We start from the raw sequence: 18,008 nt of genomic DNA, 5'->3' as shown, positions 1-18,008 counted from the left end.
GGGCTCCCCGGAGTCCTTCGGCTACCCGGCCTGCGACCCAGGCCGGGTTCTATCACCTAACGTCGACATCATTATGCAACTCGCTTTTTGGGTGCGGCGCACCCACAAATGGATAGGGCTGGTCATCGGGATCCAGGCCCTGCTCTGGATGATCAGCGGACTGTACATGGTTGTAGTTCCGCTCGAGGTCATCCATGGCGACCACCTGGCCCATGTCTCCACGCAGCACCTGGCGGCCTCGGCCGTCCGGATGCCGCAGGAAAGACTCCACGACGCCTATCCTGGCATCACCTCGGTTCGCCTGAAAGTGTTACTGGGGAAGGAAGTGTACGAAATCAGGCAGGGGAAGAAGGTCAGCCTGGTCGACGCCGTCACCGGCAAGTCGATCAGCCCCATCGACCGCGACACCGTCCTTGCGCTGGCCGACGCGGCTTACGCGGGCGAAGGCAGCGTGCGCGGCATCGAATGGGTCACCAGGGCGCCGTCCGAAGTCGGCAGCCGGCCAGTCCCGCTGTGGGCGGTGCATTACGACGATGCCGGCAAGGACACCCTGTACTTTTCGCCATTTTCCGGCGAACTGGTGGCACGACGCCATGAACTCTGGCGCTGGTTCGACTTCCTGTGGATGTTCCACATCATGGATTACGAAGAGCGCGCGAACGTCAACAACAGCCTGCTGCGCGCCGCTTCGATCACGGGCCTCGCCTTCGCATTGTCCGGGGCCTGGCTGCTCTTTTACAGTTTTCGTCGCAGGAGGCAGGCATGAGCCATTGGATGCGCAAGCTGCACAAGTGGGTGGGCCTGCTCATCGCCATCCAGTTCCTGATGTGGATGGGCAGCGGGGTGGTGATGAGCCTGCTCGACGCGGGCAGGGTGCAGGGACAGGAATTCCGGGTCAAGCCGGGCGCCCCGCCGGACTGGCCGCGCGACGCGCTCGACCCGTCCGTGGTGCTGGCGCAAAGCCGGGAAGGGGTGTCTTCCATCGCTTCGGGCTGGCTGCTCGACCGGCCGGTCTACGTCCTGCAGGGCGACAAGCGCAGCTGGCTGGTCGGCGCCGTCGACGGCCGCCCGTCCGCCATCGATGCCGCGCTGGCCGGCGCGATTGCCCGGGCCTCGTATTCCGGCAACGGCCGGGCGCAGACCGCCAGGCTGCTCGACTACTCGCTCGAAACGCGGGCGCACAAGGAACCCGTCTGGCGCGTCGACTTCGATGATGCGAACGCTACGACGGTCTATGTGTCGGCCCGTTCGGGCCAGGTGCTCGAGCATCGCAACAGCACCTGGCGCCTGTTCGATTTCTTCTGGATGCTGCACATCATGGACTACAGCGAGCGCACCAACTTCAACAACCCGCTGCTCGTCTCCAGCGCGATCGGCGGCCTGTGGATGGCCTTGAGCGGCGTGTGGCTGCTGTTCGCGAGCGTGCGCATGGCCGAATTCGTGCCCGCGCGATTACGGCGGCGCAGCCGTATCACACTCGCCGGACCGGACGGCGCCAGCACGCGCTCGGTCGACGCCGCCGCCGGCGACACGGTATTCCATGCCCTTGCGCGCTCGGGCCTGCAGTTGCCTTCCAATTGCGGGGGCGGGCAAAGCTGCGGCCTGTGCGCGGTCAGGTGTGTCGGCAAGGCGCCCGCCGCAACGGCCGCCGACCGTGCACTCCTGCCGCCGGACAAGCTCGACGCCGGATACCGGCTGGCTTGCGGACTTTCCGTGGGCCGCGGCATCGATCTCGACGTCGGCGATCCTGCACTGCTGGCCACCGAGCAGACTGCAGTCGTCACCAGTGTAAAGGCGTTGACACCTTTCCTGCGCGAGATATCGTTACGGCCGGCACGTCCGGTCGAATGCCGTCCAGGCGCCTATGCGCAGGTGCATGTGCCGCCCTATGCATGCGATGCCGGCCAGATCGAGGTCCCGGACCAGCATCGCGACGAGTGGCACAAGGCAGGACCGGCCGGCCGCCTGGTCAACGACGCGCCGCTTCGCCGCTCGTATTCGGTCGCGGTGCCCGTGGAGCGGGCCGACGGCAATCTCGTCTTCCTGGTCCGCTTCATGGCGGGCGAACGGCCGGGCAGGGGATCGGCCTACATGTACACGCTCAAGCCGGGCGACACGGTCCGCTTCAGCGGTCCGTACGGCGACTTCGCACTCAAACCCGGGAACCGCGCGAAAGTCTTCATCGGCGGCGGGGCGGGCATGGCTCCGCTGCGCGCGATGATCCACGCGCTGCTTGCGCAAGGGGCAAGCGAGCCTGTGCATTTCTGGTACGGCGCGCGCAGCCGGCGCGACGCGCCTTACGCCGATGAGATGGCGGCGCTGGCGGCAAGCCATCCAAACTTCCGCTGGCAGCTGGTGCTGTCGGAAGAAGGCGGTGCCGCACCGGCGGCCTTTGTGCACGAGGCAGTCCGCGATGGCTTGCTATGGGGCCACCCGGACCTGGCGGCGCTCGAGTTCTACGTTTGCGGCCCGCCGGCCATGCTGGCGGCGACGCGCCGGATGCTCGAGGAACTCGGTATCGACGAGGGCATGATCGCCTTCGACGACTTCAAGGTCTGAAGCCGCCGGCTACGCTCGCACGGCCTGGTCACGGCTTGCAGGCGAGCGTGGCCACGGCGTCGGCCGGCAAGGCCTGGGCGCAGAGATAGCCTTGATAGGCGTCGCAGCCGTGCTCGAACAGGAAGTCGCGCTGGGCCACCGTTTCGACGCCTTCGGCCAGGACCCGCAAGCCCAGGCTGCGGCCCAGCGCGATGATCGTGCGGGCGATTACCGCGTCGTTCTGGTTGGTCAGGAGATCGAGCACGAACGAACGGTCGATCTTGAGCATGTCCAGCGGCAGCTGCTTGAGATAGGCGAGCGAGGAATAGCCGGTGCCGAAGTCGTCCAGCGCAAAGCTCACGCCGTGCGTCTTGAGCACCTTCATCTTGGCGATCGTGTCGTCGATGTTCTCCAGCACCGACGTTTCGGTCAGTTCGAGCTTGAGCCGGCGCGCATCGATCCCGGTCGCCGCCACCAGGTCGAGCACCTGGGCAACAAATTGCGGGTGGTGGAACTGGCGCGCGCTGACATTGACCGCGACCTCCATCTGCGCGGTCGCCAGGTTGGCCGCCCAGGCCAGCAGCTGGTCGCAGGCCTTCTGCAGCACCCACTGCCCGAGTGGCAGCACCAGCCCGGTTTCCTCGGCGAGCGGGATGAACTCGGCCGGCGGGACCATGCCGCGCGTCGGATGGCGCCAGCGCACCAGTGCTTCGACGCCGGTGACCTGGCCGTGGCGGTCGACCTGCGGCTGGTAATGCAGGTCGAACTCGCGTTCGCACTGGCGCACGGCCTGGCGCAGGTCGTTCTCGAGCGCCATGCGCGCCGATAGCGCGGCCTGCATGCCCGGGTTGAACAGGCGCAGCGTGTTGCGCCCCGCCGCCTTGGCCGCGTACATGGCCATGTCCGCGCGCTTGAGCAACTCGCCGGTGTCGTCCGCGGCGTCGCCGAACAGTACGATGCCGATGCTCGCCGTACTGTGGTGGGCGTATTGGTCGATCTTGTAGGCCTGGCGCAGCGTCAGGAGCATGCGTTCGCCGACCGTGCGGGCATGGGCGCTTGCCTCTTCGATGTCTGCGCTCATGCCCTCGAGCAGGACCACGTACTCGTCGCCGCCGAAGCGCGCGACGGTGTCGCGGTGGCTGAGGCATCCGCTCAGGCGCTGCGCCACCTGCTTGAGCAACTGGTCGCCCACCGCGTGCCCAAGGGTATCGTTGAGCGACTTGAAGTTGTCCAGGTCAATGAAGAACAGCGCGTTGGCGCAGTGCTGCTGGGCGCAGTTGTCCAGCGCCCGCTGCAGGCGCTCCATCAGCAGCTGGCGGTTCGGCAGCTGGGTCAGCACGTCGTAATAGGCGAGGTATTCGATCCGGCGTTCGGCCTGGCGGCGCTCGGTCAGGTCGACCATGGCGCCGATCATGCGCGTGGCGCGCCCGCCGGCATCGCGGATGATGTAGCCGCGGTCGAGCACGAGGGCGACCGAGCCGTCCTTGCGCAGGAAGCGATACTCGTCCATCCACTGCTCCTCGCCACCATCGAGGGCGGACCTGATGTGGGCGACGACCCGTTCGCGCTCGTCGCGGTGGATGTGCTCCGACCATGCGCGGATCGGCCCGGAGAAATCGGCCGTCGTGTAGCCGAACACCGACTCGATGCTGTCGCTGGCCCACAAGGTGTCGTCTTCCAGGTTCCAGTCCCAGACCACGTCCGTGGTGGCGCGGGCGATGGTGCGGAACCGTTCTTCGCTGATGCGCAGCGATTCCTCGGTCTTGCGCGCCTCGGTGACGTCGCGGAAGTAGACGGAGAGACCCTCGTCGGAAGGATAGGCGCGCACCTCGGACAGCGCCCGGTAGGGCGCATAGTATTCCTCGAACACGACGGTGCGGTTTTCGCGCACCGCGCGATGAAACTCGCAGTAGCCGATCTGGCCCTTGAGCGCGCTGAACTCTTCCCACAGTACCTTGCCGAGCAGTTGCGCGCGCGGGCGCTGGAACAGCCGCTCGGCTTCCCGGTTCAGGTAGGTGAAGCGCCATTCGCGGTCCAGGATATAAAACGCGTCGGTGATCGACTCGAGCGTGGCCGACAGCCGCTCGGCCATGCGCGCCACCCGTTGTTCGGCCTGGCGCTTGTCGCTGACGTCCTGGAACGCCCCCTGCAGTCCGGTGATCGCCCCGTCCGCGGCGCGCACCGGCTCGCCGATCGAGCGCACCCATACGCTGCGGCCGCGCGCGGTGACGAGCTGCAGTTCTTCGTCGTAGGGCGTCCCCTCGCGCAGGCAGGCCTCGACCACGTGGCGCAGTTTGCCGCGCGATTCCGGCGTGAAGTAACCGATCGCTTCCTCGACCGTGGGAGCGGTTCCGGCCGGCACCTCGTGGATGCGGCACACCTCGTCCGACCAGATCACGCGGTCCTGCGCCGTGTCATAGGCCCAGCCGCCGATGTGGGCGACACCGCTTGCCATCTGCAGCAGCCGCGCATTGAGCTCGGCTTCGCGCCGGCGCTGAACCTGTTCGGTCACGTCCTCGACCGTGCCTGTGTAGCGCACGCCGCCGCCTGCCCGCATCAACTCGGCGCGCATGCGCAGGTGCCGCGCCTCGCCCAAGGGATGGACGATCCGGTAGCCGACATCGAGACGGGCCCCGGCGTGCGGCGCCGCGAGCACCGACTCGTTCACGTGCCGGCGTTCGTCCGGGTGCACGCGTTGCAGGAACTCGTCGAGGCGACAGGCGGCCGACTCCAGGCCGTAGATGGCGCAGCTTGTGTCCGACAGCGAAAGCGTCATGTCGCGCAGATCCATTTCCCAGAAACCGAATTGGCCTGCGGAACCGCCGATGCTTGGCTGAATATTTGAACGCTGGTCTTGAGGCATGGCGGTCGCGTAATATCAGGTGAGCTACAGTGTAGACCATCAGCCCTCGAGTCTGTTCCTCGGGAGTGCTCGTCAGCGCAAAGAAAAGCGGAGCGCCCAGCGATCGCCCTGGTGCTTGCATCGATCGGCAGGCATGCAGGCGCATTGCACCGCTTTGCGACGTGCCCATGATCTCGTGCCGCTCATGGCCGCTCGTCGGTGACGGCTTCGTTACGCGGATGGTCCTGCCGCGCTGGGGCGACGTGCTGGTAGCGCAGACTGAGGAAAGCATAACAAATCACCGTCGCGGTCAGGGCGAGCAGGATGACATCGGTCCTGGGCAAGAGCAGGGAAAATCCGGTCAGCACGAAGACGATCATGGTGTTGACTACCAGATGGGGCCGCAACTCGGGACGCTCCATGAAATACGCGTACTGCTTGCCGATGAAAAAGCAGACCGCGCCGATGACCGACAGTACCCGGAAATCGGATAGCACCATATCGCCCAGGATCGCGTGTCGGATCAGGCTGGCCAGAATGCACAGGCCGATGAAAACGAGCAAATGCGAGTACAGGATCGAATGCCCGGTCCTGAGCTTCTGTTCGGACAGCAGGTGAAAACTGTCGAAGTAGACCCACCAGATGCTCGCTATCATCACGAAGCCGGTAGCGGCGGTCAGCAGCTTCTCCCCAGTCCAGTCGATGGTGGCCAGCCCGGCGGACAAGCTGCTGATGGACTCGCCCAGGATGATGATCGTGAGCAGGCCGACACGCTCGATCAGGTGATCGGTATGTACCGGGATCACCTGGAGCCGACGCTGCAAGAAAAAGATGAACGCGACCAGGTCGAACAATATTCCGAGATAAAACACAACATAGCGCTGCGGCGCCGGAAACAGGATAGAAGCGAGGCTGACGGTCGCGCCGGCGAGGATCGCCCAACCGACCGCCGTCGTGAGTTCCACGCTCTCCCTGTGCCGGCGCTTCGACACGAAATACATCATGCCGATGGTGTATTTCGCCCCGACGTAGGAGACGACGATGAGCTCGAAGCTGGCCAGGAATCGTTCGCCGATCAAGCCGGAGATGATAATGAGCAGGAACATGATGAACAGGGTTGCCAGCCGATGCTTCCGGTCATCCGCGTCGAACCGGTTGGCATACATCGTGTGACTGGTCCAGATCCACCACAAGGGTATGAAAATCAGGACGAATTTCCAGAACTGGAGCGGGTCAAGATGACCCTCGTGCGTGTGGCTCAGGATATGCGTGACGTCACCGATCGTCACCACGAAAATCAGGTCGAAGAACAGCTCGAGCCAGGTGGCATGCCGATTCGGATCGAAATATTTTGTATTCTGCATATCGCCTCATTGCAGACCCGGGTACATACGGGCTGCCAGCCGGGACTTGGGGGCCGGTTGCGGGCCTTCCTGGTGCCGGTGAGCTGTACTCGGTTGCGCAGCAAGGCGAGCAGCGTGACTGCCGCGAAACGAACCGATACGGGTATCGGTTCTTTCACCTTCGCACGGCATGCAGTAGGTCGATACTAGCAAAAAGCCGGCGGCCGAGCGGCGCACGATTGGCCGCCGGCCGGTGTGCCTCTGGCGGCGCGCGTCGTCCGATATGCTTGCAGGTCCTCTTCGACCTGCGCATATAGACGGTGATCAATGCGCGGCGAGCTGGTGGCGGACCTGACGATGGCGGTCAACGTGAGGGCGCGCCAGTTCCGCCAGCCCGACTTCGTCGGCCAGGTACTGCGGGTCATCGGGCTCACCGGCTTAGTGAACCGCTTGCGCGGCGCCAGGCCGGACCATCATCTGCCTTGCGCGCTCACGGCGTGCCGGAAGAGGGCAGCATCAGCGGCTCGCGCAGCCGGATGATCTGGCGCACGTCGTCGGCGTCGATCACTTCCATCGCAACCAGTCCGATGGGGCCGCGATCGACCCAGACTTCGCGCGGCTTGCGGATCAGGTGATCGAGGCCCTCGACGAGAATTTCGATGAGATCGTTCTTGGGATCGTAGCTGATGCCCAGCAGTTGAGTCCACTCCTGCTCGATCTGGTCGCCGATTTGCAGCCCTGCCACCTCGATTTTGACTTCCTTACCGACCAACAGCGATTTCGACAGCTGGTCAAAGGTTTGCTGCCATGTTGCTGTATCAAGTTTTACCGTAGCCATGATATTTGCCTCTGCCTCTCACTCATCCGCACCGGTTGCGCCGGCACAGGGAATTTACCACCGTAGTCCGATACTCATGCGTGAGCCGGCGCTCTATCAAGGTACTTCAACGCGGTCCGCATTCCCGGGGATCTGCATGCACGCGCTCCGAAGAGGGGGCGCGCTCGACGGCCGCGGCGCAGGGTCTTGCTCGCTCCGACTCATGGCTGGGATGCCGCCAGTTGCGGCAGGATTTCCTTGCCGATCTCTTCGAGCACGTCGCCGGCGTTGCGCGCGCCGTACTTGAAGTTCAGGATGACGTGATTGACGCCGATCGAGCGTACCGCCTCGAGAAAGCGCAGGACGAAATGCCTGCCGCCGCGATAGCCCAGGTGGATCGGCGTTGGCGCCGCGTCGGGGTCGTCGCTCAGGTCGACATAGAACGACTGTACGAAGGGCTTGAAGACGACGCCGGGATCCGCCGTTCCGACCGCAGCGCGCCAGCGCGCCGCGACCTCGGCCTGGCGCGGGAGTCCGCGCGGGTAGGTGATCCAGCCGTCCGCATGTTTCGCGATCCATTCCAGCGGCTGCCCGCTGTGCCCGGTGACGAGCATCGGCACCGGAGTGATCGGCTTGGGCACGAGGTCTGCGGCCCCGGTCAGCGTCCCGTAGGACGACGCAAACTGCGGAAACTGCTCGGCGAGGGCGGCGCGCATGACGCGCAGGTTGTCGCGGAACAGGGCGGAGCGCTGTTCGAAGTCGACGCCGAAGGCCGGGAACTCGACCGGCCGGTCGCCGGAGGCAATGCCGAGCACCAGGCGATTGCCCGAGAGCCAGTCGACCGATGCCGCGCCCTTGGCGCTATGCAAGGGGTGGCGCAGGGTGAGTACCAGGGCGCCGGTGGCCAGCGCGATCTCGCTGGTCTGCGCCGCGATCCAGCCGAGATAGACCCACGGATCGTACACCTGGCCCACGTCACCGAAGCTGGGGTCGCGCAGCGGGACGTCGCGGCACCACAGCGCGGCGTACCCAAGCTCTTCGGCACGGCGAGCCAGACCTTCCTGGCCGCGCATCGTCGGTTGGTCGCCCGGGAACGCCTCGATCGGGAAGAACACACCGAGTGTCAGCCGATCCGGCGCGAACATTCGCTGGAAGCCTTTGGAATCGCTGGCCTTGGCCGTCCCGTTCGGTGTCATCATGTCTGCCATGATTTCCTCCGCGCGTTGAATCAGACTTAAGATATCGTCTCCGCGCGGCCAGTGCAAGCGCTGTCCGGCGCCTTCTGGAGCGCTTGACAAAAAACCCATCGCATCTTTTTCTGTGCATTTTTGGAGATCCCGCATGTTCAAAGCAATCCTGCTCAACAAAAACGATGACGGCACGACCACTGCCCAGCTTGCCCAGCTCGACGACGCGCAGTTGCCGGCTGATGGCGATGTGACCGTGCGCGTCGACTACTCGACCGTGAACTACAAGGACGGCCTGGCCATCACCGGCAAGTCGCCGGTCGTACGCAGCTGGCCGATGGTGCCCGGCATCGATGGGGCCGGGGAAGTCATCGCGTCGGCGCATCCGGACTGGAAGGAGGGCGACCCATTCATCCTGAACGGATGGGGTGTCGGCGAATCGCACTGGGGTTGCCTGTCGCAACGCGCCAAACTGAAAGGCGATTGGCTGATCCCGCGTCCGCCGCGCATGTCTGCCAGAACCGCGATGGCAATCGGGACGGCGGGCTATACCGCGATGTTGTGCGCGATGGCCTTGGAAGAGCAAGGTGTCGACAAGAACAGCGGCGACATCCTGGTGACCGGCGCATCGGGCGGCGTCGGCAGCATTGCGATTGCGATCCTCGCCGGCCGGGGCTACCGCGTGGTCGCCTCCACCGGCAAGCTGGCCGAGGCCGATTACCTCAAGTCCCTCGGCGCGGTCGAGGTCGTCGATCGCGATACGCTGTCCGCGCCCGGCAAGCCCCTGCAGAAGGAGCGCTGGGCGGGAGTCGTCGATTCCGTCGGTTCGCACACGCTGGCCAATGCGGTCGCACAGACCCGGTACGGCGGCACCGTTACCGCATGCGGACTGGCCCAGGGCATGGACTTTCCGGCCTCGGTTGCGCCATTCATCCTGCGCCGCGTCAAGCTGATCGGCATCGACAGCGTGATGGCACCCCTGCCGAAACGCGTGGCAGCATGGGAGCGGCTGGCAAACGAACTGGACACCGACAAGCTCGAGACGATCACGCAGGACATCGGATTGGCGCAGGTGCCCGCGCATGCGCCGGAGCTGCTTGCCGGAAAAGTGCGTGGCCGGCTGGTGGTTAACGTCAATGCCTGAGTAAGTGAGTAAGGGCATGCGCCCCCGGCGGGCATGGAGACAAGCCCCAAGCGCCCGTTGCCCGCCGGGGCGCCGCGTCTCGTAGGGGAGATGGTCTCGCGGTCGCCCCTGGGTGTGTCGCCGAGATACCGCCGGGCGCGGGGCCATGTGCTTCCTGCGGCGCAGGCTGTGCGGCTGGCACCCGACCGAACTGGCCGCCATGAAGCCCGGGTACGCGGTGCTCATCTGCGCCGCCGGGCCGGTGGGCCTGGTGGCCGCGCACTCGACGACGGAGGGAGCGGGCGGCGTGGTGGGGCCAGGAGCGTTCCGAGCTCACCATGAAGGGCCTGGCCGACACCCGCCCCGAACACCACGACCTTGTCTCCATCCGTGATGCCGCCCATCTCGGCCGCCCGGCATCCCGTCGGGAGGACGTCGGTCAACAGCACGGCGTCGTCGACGACGATATTCGTTCGTTTCCAATATGGCGCCTCTGTGAGGCGTTTCATGCGTCCGCGCCGGTGCGGAAGGAGATTGGAAGAGCTATGGAAAATGACGCGCAGGACCGTTCAGAACACAGGGCCCTGATATACCTCGAGTGTCGAGGCTGGTGAGCCTGCTCTTCATATCGCAGACCTCGAAAGCGCGGTTGCTGGACTTGCCGCAAATTGGAATGTCGTTAGTTCTTGAACGCCAGGGCCGCCCCCTTCCTACCGGCACGAAACAATCATGGCAACTTGTTCGCAAGCACAAAGGGTATCCTAAAAGATTTTTCCGTTTGCGGTTCACAAACATATAAGCATTCCTTCCAGAATAGCTTTTATCGCCGAATTCAATAATCGAATTGTACGACTGTGTTAATTGGTGGGCCGATTTAATTGATGGGTCGATTTAATTGATGGGCCAATTTAACGGATTTGACTACGGGCCTTCAGTATATTTCATCACCCAAATGAAATTCACCAAGAATCGATCATTTCTCGCTTTGAATAATGTTTTCAAGCCATTTTCCCGCGGAATAGCGAGACCCCATGGTGATTTTCTCCAATGATTTCATCATGTTGCAATGTAAAGCCCCCTGTTTTGATGGCCAGATTTATCCTACCTGACCTGCCCACTTATTCCTAGTTTTAGTCAATTGGTTTTTGAGCTAGGATCGAATGCTCCTTACGATCTACGGTAAATGAAGAGATGACGCGAGATTAAATGCGCTCAGCTCGAGGAGAATAATGATGGGGTCGAATAGCTAAAAGCAATAAAAGTAATAATCAGACCAAAGATGCAGGCAAGCGTTGTTTTGCATCGATGGACCCGCAAAAACAGCGCCGGATTGCATCGGAACGTGGGCGCGCTGCTCGTGCTTGGAAAATGCTCATGAGTTCGACTCGGAACAAGCGCGCCGGGCCGTTTTCATGAGCCATAGAAATGAGGCGAACAAGCAAAGCGTCTGCGGAATACAGTGGTAGCGGGAGCGCTCGCGGTGGCTCGTCCGAGCAACACGCGAAGGCCGGGGCGCAGAGTCACTGGAATGACAAGCGCTGGCATTCCTGATCGATATCTGGCCAGCTGCCGTGTCGCTTGATGGCTCGGCGCTGGCAGCGGTCCCGCAGGTATTGCCGCAGGTTTCAATGAACCGCAGTCAGGACATCGTGCCGCGTTTCGTCACGCGAAGGACGCGTCATGGCCTGGCGAGTTAGAGGAGAAGATTATGAAAGCTGTTGTCTATCGCGGCCCCAACAAGGTCGCCGTGGAGGATGTTCCGGATCCGAAAATCGAACGTCCGACGGATGCCATCGTCAAAATCACCACGACCAATATCTGCGGTTCCGACCTGCACATGTACGAAGGCCGGACCGATTTCGAGCAGGGCCGTGTCTTCGGGCACGAGAACCTCGGCGTGGTCCAGGAAGTGGGGCCGGCGGTCGAGCGGCTCAAGCCAGGGGACTGGGTGTGCCTGCCCTTCAATATCAGCTGCGGCCACTGTAAGAACTGCGAGCGCGGCCTGACCAACTATTGCCTGAACGCGAACCAGCCGGGTGTGGCCGGCGCCGCCTTCGGCTTTGCCGACATGGGTCCCTACCCGGGCGGTCAAGCCGAGTACCTGCGGGTGCCGTGGGCCGACTTTATGGCCTTGAAGCTGCCGCCGGACGCGGCGGAGAAACAGGTCGACTACGTGATGTGCGCCGACATCTTCCCGACCGGCTGGCACGCGACCGAACTGGCCGGCATGAAGCCCGGAGACGCGGTGGTCATCTACGGCGCCGGGCCGGTGGGCCTGATGGCCGCGCACTCGGCGATGATCAAGGGGGCCTGCAGCGTGATGGTGGTCGACTGTCATTCCGACCGGCTCAAGCTGGCCGAGTCGATCGGCGCGATCGCGATCGATTATTCGAAAGAGGACCCGGTGCAGCGGGTCATGGACTTGACCCATGGGCGGGGCGCGGACGTGGGCTGCGAGTGCGTCGGCTACCAGTGCCACGACCATCACCATCACCGCCAGGAGCGTCCCGACCTCACGATGAACAACCTGGTCAACTCGGTCAAGTTCACCGGCGGGATCGGCGTGGTCGGGGTGTTCGTTCCGCAGGACCCGGGCGCATCCGACGAGTTGGAGAAACAGGGAAAGATCGCGCTCGATTGGGGCATGCTGTGGTTCAAGGGCCAGCGTGTTGCGACCGGCCAGTGCCCCGTCAAGGCCTACAACCGGCAGTTGCGCGACCTGATCCACGCGGGCCGCGCCAAGCCCTCGTTCATCGTCTCTCATGAACTGAGCCTGGCCGAGGCGCCCAACGCCTACAAGCACTTCGACAATCGCGACCACGGCTGGACCAAGGTGGTCCTGCATCCGGGGGCCTAGCGGAGCAGGGCGCTCGATGTTGTATAAGGCCCGCGCTCGATGGCAGGTAGCGCCATCGCTGGTGCCCGGCTGTTTCCGTCCGATGACGGCGGGTGCGGGTATATGAGGACAATCTTGTGAGGAGGTTTTTATGCTAGCGACAAACTATCGTGGACCATACCGGATTCGGGCTTCGCAAAAACCGGATCCCGTGATCGAGCACCCGGGCGACGCCATCGTCCGCGTGACTCGCGCCTGCATTTGCGGCTCGGACCTGCACCTGTACCACGGCCTGGTGCCCGACACCCGCATCGGGCACACCTTCGGCCATGAATTCGTCGGTATCGTCGAGGAGGTCGGCTCGGCGGTCGAGACACTCAAGCCGGGCGACCGGGTCCTGGTGCCGTTCAATCTGTTCTGCGGCTCGTGCTTCTTCTGCCAGCGCGAGCTGTACAGCAACTGCCACAACACCAACCCCGAAGCGACCGCGGTCGGTGGCATCTACGGCTACTCGCACACTACCGGAGGCTACGACGGCGGCCAGGCCGAATACGTGCGCGTGCCGATGGCCGACGTGGGGCCGTACAAAATACCGGACGATATCGTCGACGACGATGCCGTGCTGCTGACGGACGCCCTGCCGACCGGCTACCAGGCCGCCGAGATGGGCGACATCAAGCAAGGCGACACGGTGGTGGTGTTCGGCGCCGGCCCGGTCGGCATCTTTGCCGCCAAGTCGGCCTGGCTGTTCGGCGCGGGCCGCGTCATCGTCGTCGACCATGTCGAGTACCGGCTCGACTTCGTGCGGCGCTATGCCCGCTGCGAGATCATCAATTTCCGCGAAGTGGGCGACATGGCACTGCACATCAAGAAGATGACGGACTGGCTGGGTGCCGACGTGTGCATCGATGCCGTCGGCTGCGAGGCGTCGGGCAGCCTGGCCCAGACCATCACCGGGCGCTGGACCATGCTGCAGGCGGGGTCGGCCACTGCGCTGTTCTGGGCCATCAATTCGGTGCGCAAGGGCGGCAACGTGTCGATCGTCGGCGTCTACGGACCGACCTTCAACGCCGTCCCGATCGGTAACGCGCTGAACAAGGGCATCACGATGCGCATGAACCAGGCCGCCGTCAAGCGCCACGTGCCGCATATCATCGAGCACATCCGCCAGGGGCACCTGAACCCGAAGGAAATCATCACCCATCGGGTGCCGCTGGAGGAGGTTTCGGATGCGTACCACATCTTCTCGAGCAAGTACGACGACTGCATCAAAACCGTGCTGATCCCTCCGCGCGCAGGCTCGGCGCGCGCGACGGCGACCAGTCTCATCCACTGAAGGAGCAGCCATGGACACCCAACTCGCCCAGCGCGACCTTGCCGAGCAGCGGCGCCATCCGCTGCACCACGGTCATGTAAACTACGAGCGCCAGATCGACTACGACCTGAACCGGCATAGCCCGTCCCCCGAAGAGCTGCAGGGCATCCCCGGCTGGGGCTCCGATCTCGACAAGAAGAACCGCCCGGCCGTGCCGATGGAGCGCACGCCGCCACGCTTCATTCACGTGCCGGAGGGACAACCGGTACAGCAGGCGCAAACCGTCGAAGTGTTCTGCTCGCCGGAGCGGCCGGGCATCACGCCGATCTTCGGCACGGCCCAGCCGCCGAAGTGGCTGTCGGGCTCGATCCGGCGCCTCGCCTACAAGCTGCCGGAGAATGACCTGCGCCACTGGCTGATGCTGATCGCCGCCGACCGCGTCAACATGGTCGAGGGCATCGTCGAAGACCTGGCGCACGGCCACGTACCCAATGTGCTTGGGGAAATGGGCATCCGCTCCGAGCTGCGCTACAACCCGGCCGGCCTGGCGCGCAAGGCGCTCATCGCCACTGCGGTGGTGGGCGCAATCCTCATGCTGCGCAAAGACCGTAGGGCTTAGTGATCCTGCAACGCCCGGGCCAGCCGGGCGCGCCGCTCTTGTTTTCACCCGGAGGCAAGCAATGAATGCGAATACTGTCCAACCCGCCGGCGTCGCTGCCCAGGCGTCCCAGCCGAGCGCACACGGCGCGGTGGCCGGCGCCGCCCACGACCAGGAAGTGCCGGAAGTCGACCTGCTCAGCCCCCTGGCTCTGCGCAGCCTCACCGTACGCAACCGCATCGCCATGGCGCCGATGTGCCAGTATTCGGCCGACGAAGGGATGGCCAACGACTGGCATCTGGTGCACCTGGGCAGCCGCGCCGTGGGCGGCACAGGCCTCGTGATCGTCGAGGCGACCGGCGTCACCTGGGACGGCCGCATCACCCCGGGCGATTTGGGCATCTGGAGCGACGATCATGTCGAATCCCTGGCGCGCATCGCCCGCTTCGTGAACAGCCAGGGTGCGTTGGCCGGCATCCAGCTGGCGCATGCGGGGCGCAAGGCAAGCACCGCTGCCCCCTGGACGGGGGGCGCGACGCTGAAAACGGCCGAGGAGGGCGGTTGGCCGGTGGTCGCGCCCAGTCCGATTCCGTTTCATCCGGGCGATCCGACGCCCATCGCGCTCGACGAAGCCGGCCTCGACGGAATCGTCGACGCCTTCGAGGCGGCCGCCCGGCGCGCCCTTGCAGCCGGGTTCCAGGTGCTGGAGATCCACGCCGCGCACGGCTACCTGTTGCACCAGTTCCTGTCGCCGCACAGTAACCAGCGCGATGACCGGTACGGCGGCAGCCTGGAGAACCGGATGCGCCTCGTGCTGCGCGTGACCGAGCGCGTGCGCGCCGCGGTTCCCGCCGAGCTGCCGCTGTTCGTGCGCATTTCCGCCACCGACTGGGTCGCCGGCGGCTGGGACATCGAGCAGTCCGTCGAGCTGTCGCGGCGCCTCAAGGACCTGGGCGTCGATCTCATCGACGTGTCAACCGGCGGCAATCTGCCGACCGCGCGGATTCCTGTCGCCAAACGCTACCAGGTGCCATGCAGCCGCCGCATCCGCGACGACGCCGGCATCCTGACCGGCACGGTCGGCCTGATCACGGATCCGAAGGAGGCCGACGAAATCATCACCGGCGGCGATGCCGACCTGGTGCTGCTCGGGCGCGAACTGCTGCGCGAACCGTACTGGGCACTGAAAGCCCAGCATGCGTTCGAGGAGGAGCCGGATTGGCCGGTGCAATATGGATATGCAGTGAAGCGGCGGGCGAAATGACCGTGCTGCCCAGCCTTCCATGTGCGTCGAGCGTGCGACCGAAGCAAACAGCCGACATCGTCCGGATCGGAAAGGAGCCTCGCACGAATATCGACGTGCAGTGGATGGCCGATCTCAGGCCGCTGGTCGACGCCAGGCCGAAGCGGTTCAGGGCAGGGCTGGCCTGCCAGTACTGGCGCAACAAGTTCGGCAAGGAGCGATGGCCGGTGGAACACATGGCGTAGCGCGCTTTGGAAACTCGGCGGCCGTGAAGAGAGAACGCGTACTCGGCCACGCGCGAGCAGATTCCCAAGAGACGCGTGCCGCTCAATCGCGCGAGAGTGCGCTTCGGTGGCAGCGACCAAGGCTGGGCTCCGGGCGCAACGCGAAGAAATTCGCCGCCCGTTGGCAGGTAGCAGGCAATCGGACTGGCGCAGGCGCTCGTCCATGCGCCAGAGCTGTTCGCCGGGAAGGTAGGTGGCCGCGTGGTGGTGAACGTCAATGCCTCAAGAGGGCACGGGCGCGTCACGTGCAGTGCCGCTCCTGTTCAGCTCGCCATCCTCGCTATGGAAAATGGCGTGCAACTGACTCGTCGGGCAGAGTTACCTGCGCTGGTACACGAACGCCGGCATGGCTTTCAGCGCATCTTTCGTCGCCCCAGGCAAGATCAGCTGCTTATTTTGGAGCTTCAGCTGTTCGGTCGGGATCGCAACATCATGTTTGCCCATGCCGAGGAAACCACCCGCGCCGATGATCGCAAACGTAGCTGCGGGCGTGTGACCACCCTTGGCTGGAGAAATGATCAGGTCGTCCACGGTGCCGATCTTTTCGTTTTTGTCGTTGACCACCGCCTTGCCGAACAGGTCGCGCTTGGCGCTCCACCCAAGGACGATTTCTTCGATTTGGGTCACGGTGACCCCCAGCGGCGCTCTGCCTGCAACCGGAGCGGTCGCGGGCGCGGTCGATTGCGCCGGCGCCTGCGCCGATGCAATGCCAGCCCAGAGGGAGACTACTGACACTGCCAAGACTGCGATCACGCGTTTCATTATGCCTCCTGCATGGCCAGACGATGTCCCTTGACTATAAAAGCGGCGGCATCGCGCACGGATCACAGTCGATGATACTTTGATCTAGCTCAAGTCCGCGGATCTTGCCACGCAGAATTCAATGCTTCGGATTGCTCGAGGGGTCCAGCAACGACGAACGGTCGATCTCGATCATGGCCAGCGGCAACTGCTGGAACCGAGCGAGGGAGGAATAGGCAGTGCCGAAGTCCTGCTAGCGTTCGCGGATGATCGCCACGGCTGATTCCGCGACGCCCGCTGGGAGCTGATAATTGCCCGGTTTGCCACATTGGCGTGAAACCAGACCTTGTGGGCCTTCAGTCAGGAAGCGTTGGAAGAGACGATTCACCTGGCGCCACGTCGGCTCCAGCCGGGCCGCAGCGAGACTGGCTGCCAGTCGGCCTTCGGCCAATGCCTGGATCGTCTTAAACCGGTCCAGCTCGCGCGTGCTCATCGTGATTGTCTCGGGTCATGCCATGCAGCGCTTACAGCGGTACTTCGCATAATCTATAAAGTGTAAATTATGCAAGAAAACGGGGATTTACTACCTATCCACGCGCCAAACGAGGGCCGTTAGCCCGGCGATCGACGCCATCCCAGCTGGATAGGAGGTTACGAAAAGACCCGGAAAATTTTTCCATCACGCCGGCCCAGCGCGCCTTTTGGGCGGGCGTCCTCGCGCGCTCGGCGTTCGCCACCGCAATCACGGCCAATGGGTGCATGCCCAAAATTTCGGCCACCGTCAACGCTACGTCATCGCTGATTTTGCTATTGCCCGCGCGATAGCTGGAGACGGCTGGCTGGCTCACGCCTAGCGCCTTCGCCAGGGCGTAGTCGGATGAAATGCCGCGTTTGACCTTGACGGCCTCAAGTAATTCGATGGTGTTCATTAGCTCTCCTCAGGGCTCCCCGCCATAGGGGGCGGGTGGACGGAGAATACTTCAAGGGCTTTTTGTACACAACAGGATAAACCCCCTGATGCATATAGTCCTTTACCTACATAAATATCCTGATGTACATTACGCATTGTCGAGGGGAAATCTCTCCCTCCTCAGGCGTCATGCGGCTCTGCCCGCCCCCTCGACACTTTCGCCTGAGTGGA

The 18,008-nt window shown here is 63.9% G+C and carries 16 protein-coding genes; 9 read left to right on the top strand and 7 right to left on the bottom strand.

Annotation, left to right across the window (positions count from 1 at the left end):
• The first annotated feature begins 73 nt into the window (after positions 1–73).
• Together ACFPAH_RS20335 and ACFPAH_RS20330 are read left to right on the top strand one after the other, a co-directional pair.
• Positions 74–766: a PepSY domain-containing protein gene (locus tag ACFPAH_RS20335; RefSeq protein ID WP_379748962.1), complete on the top strand. Its 693-nt coding sequence runs from the start codon at positions 74–76 to the stop codon at positions 764–766.
• Positions 763–2,559 (top strand): 2Fe-2S iron-sulfur cluster-binding protein, encoded by a 1,797-nt coding sequence (locus ACFPAH_RS20330; protein WP_379748960.1) that lies wholly within the window; start codon positions 763–765, stop codon positions 2,557–2,559. The genes ACFPAH_RS20335 and ACFPAH_RS20330 overlap by 4 nt, the downstream gene beginning before the upstream one ends.
• A gap of 28 nt (positions 2,560–2,587) precedes the next feature.
• On the opposite strand, the gene ACFPAH_RS20325 is transcribed toward ACFPAH_RS20330, so the two are convergent.
• The 4 genes from ACFPAH_RS20325 to ACFPAH_RS20310 form a co-directional block, all read right to left on the bottom strand.
• Entirely contained in the window at positions 2,588–5,314 is a 2,727-nt protein-coding gene (locus ACFPAH_RS20325; RefSeq protein ID WP_379748958.1) for an EAL domain-containing protein, read from the bottom strand.
• A gap of 269 nt (positions 5,315–5,583) precedes the next feature.
• Positions 5,584–6,744 (bottom strand): low temperature requirement protein A, encoded by a 1,161-nt coding sequence (locus ACFPAH_RS20320; RefSeq protein WP_379748956.1) that lies wholly within the window; start codon positions 6,742–6,744, stop codon positions 5,584–5,586.
• Between the two features lie 469 nt (positions 6,745–7,213).
• The gene (locus ACFPAH_RS20315; RefSeq protein WP_379748954.1) at positions 7,214–7,561 is read right to left on the bottom strand and encodes a DUF5335 domain-containing protein; all 348 of its coding nucleotides are present in this window, start codon (positions 7,559–7,561) and stop codon (positions 7,214–7,216) included.
• A 200-nt stretch (positions 7,562–7,761) separates the two neighbouring features.
• Entirely contained in the window at positions 7,762–8,748 is a 987-nt protein-coding gene (locus ACFPAH_RS20310) for an LLM class oxidoreductase (RefSeq protein WP_379748951.1), read from the bottom strand.
• A gap of 133 nt (positions 8,749–8,881) precedes the next feature.
• Here ACFPAH_RS20310 and ACFPAH_RS20305 point away from each other — a divergent pair, with 133 nt between their 5' ends.
• The 7 genes from ACFPAH_RS20305 to ACFPAH_RS20275 all read left to right on the top strand — a co-directional run bounded on the left by ACFPAH_RS20305 (position 8,882) and on the right by ACFPAH_RS20275 (position 16,087).
• The gene (locus ACFPAH_RS20305) at positions 8,882–9,871 is read left to right on the top strand and encodes an MDR family oxidoreductase (RefSeq protein WP_379748949.1); all 990 of its coding nucleotides are present in this window, start codon (positions 8,882–8,884) and stop codon (positions 9,869–9,871) included.
• 1,284 nt (positions 9,872–11,155) lie between these two features.
• Positions 11,156–11,266: a hypothetical protein gene (locus ACFPAH_RS20300; RefSeq protein ID WP_379748947.1), complete on the top strand. Its 111-nt coding sequence runs from the start codon at positions 11,156–11,158 to the stop codon at positions 11,264–11,266.
• A 292-nt stretch (positions 11,267–11,558) separates the two neighbouring features.
• Positions 11,559–12,707 (top strand): glutathione-independent formaldehyde dehydrogenase, encoded by a 1,149-nt coding sequence (locus ACFPAH_RS20295; RefSeq protein WP_379748945.1) that lies wholly within the window; start codon positions 11,559–11,561, stop codon positions 12,705–12,707.
• A 130-nt stretch (positions 12,708–12,837) separates the two neighbouring features.
• On the top strand, positions 12,838–14,022 hold the full coding sequence (locus tag ACFPAH_RS20290) for a zinc-dependent alcohol dehydrogenase (protein ID WP_379748943.1): 1,185 nt from the start codon (positions 12,838–12,840) through the stop codon (positions 14,020–14,022).
• A 10-nt stretch (positions 14,023–14,032) separates the two neighbouring features.
• Complete coding sequence (locus tag ACFPAH_RS20285) at positions 14,033–14,620, top strand: hypothetical protein (protein WP_379748941.1); 588 nt, start codon at positions 14,033–14,035, stop codon at positions 14,618–14,620.
• A gap of 61 nt (positions 14,621–14,681) precedes the next feature.
• Entirely contained in the window at positions 14,682–15,863 is a 1,182-nt protein-coding gene (locus ACFPAH_RS20280; protein WP_379748939.1) for an NADH:flavin oxidoreductase/NADH oxidase, read from the top strand.
• Positions 15,860–16,087 (top strand): hypothetical protein, encoded by a 228-nt coding sequence (locus tag ACFPAH_RS20275; RefSeq protein WP_379748937.1) that lies wholly within the window; start codon positions 15,860–15,862, stop codon positions 16,085–16,087. The genes ACFPAH_RS20280 and ACFPAH_RS20275 overlap by 4 nt, the downstream gene beginning before the upstream one ends.
• 357 nt (positions 16,088–16,444) lie before the next feature.
• On the opposite strand, the gene ACFPAH_RS20270 is transcribed toward ACFPAH_RS20275, so the two are convergent.
• From ACFPAH_RS20270 to ACFPAH_RS20260, 3 genes are all read right to left on the bottom strand, one after another.
• Entirely contained in the window at positions 16,445–16,888 is a 444-nt protein-coding gene (locus ACFPAH_RS20270; protein WP_379748935.1) for a PRC-barrel domain-containing protein, read from the bottom strand.
• Positions 16,889–17,120: 232 nt separating this feature from the next.
• Positions 17,121–17,360, bottom strand: a complete 240-nt coding sequence (locus tag ACFPAH_RS20265) for a hypothetical protein (RefSeq protein WP_379748933.1) — start codon at positions 17,358–17,360, stop codon at positions 17,121–17,123.
• 94 nt (positions 17,361–17,454) lie between these two features.
• The gene (locus ACFPAH_RS20260) at positions 17,455–17,796 is read right to left on the bottom strand and encodes a DUF3693 domain-containing protein (protein WP_379748931.1); all 342 of its coding nucleotides are present in this window, start codon (positions 17,794–17,796) and stop codon (positions 17,455–17,457) included.
• Positions 17,797–18,008: the final 212 nt, after the last annotated feature.

The sequence above is a fragment of the Massilia sp. GCM10023247 genome (genome assembly GCF_042653325.1).
GTDB lineage: Bacteria > Pseudomonadota > Gammaproteobacteria > Burkholderiales > Burkholderiaceae_D > Telluria.
The sequence above is the reverse complement of the archived record's forward strand: the minus strand, read 5'-3'. Positions and strand labels throughout refer to the sequence as shown.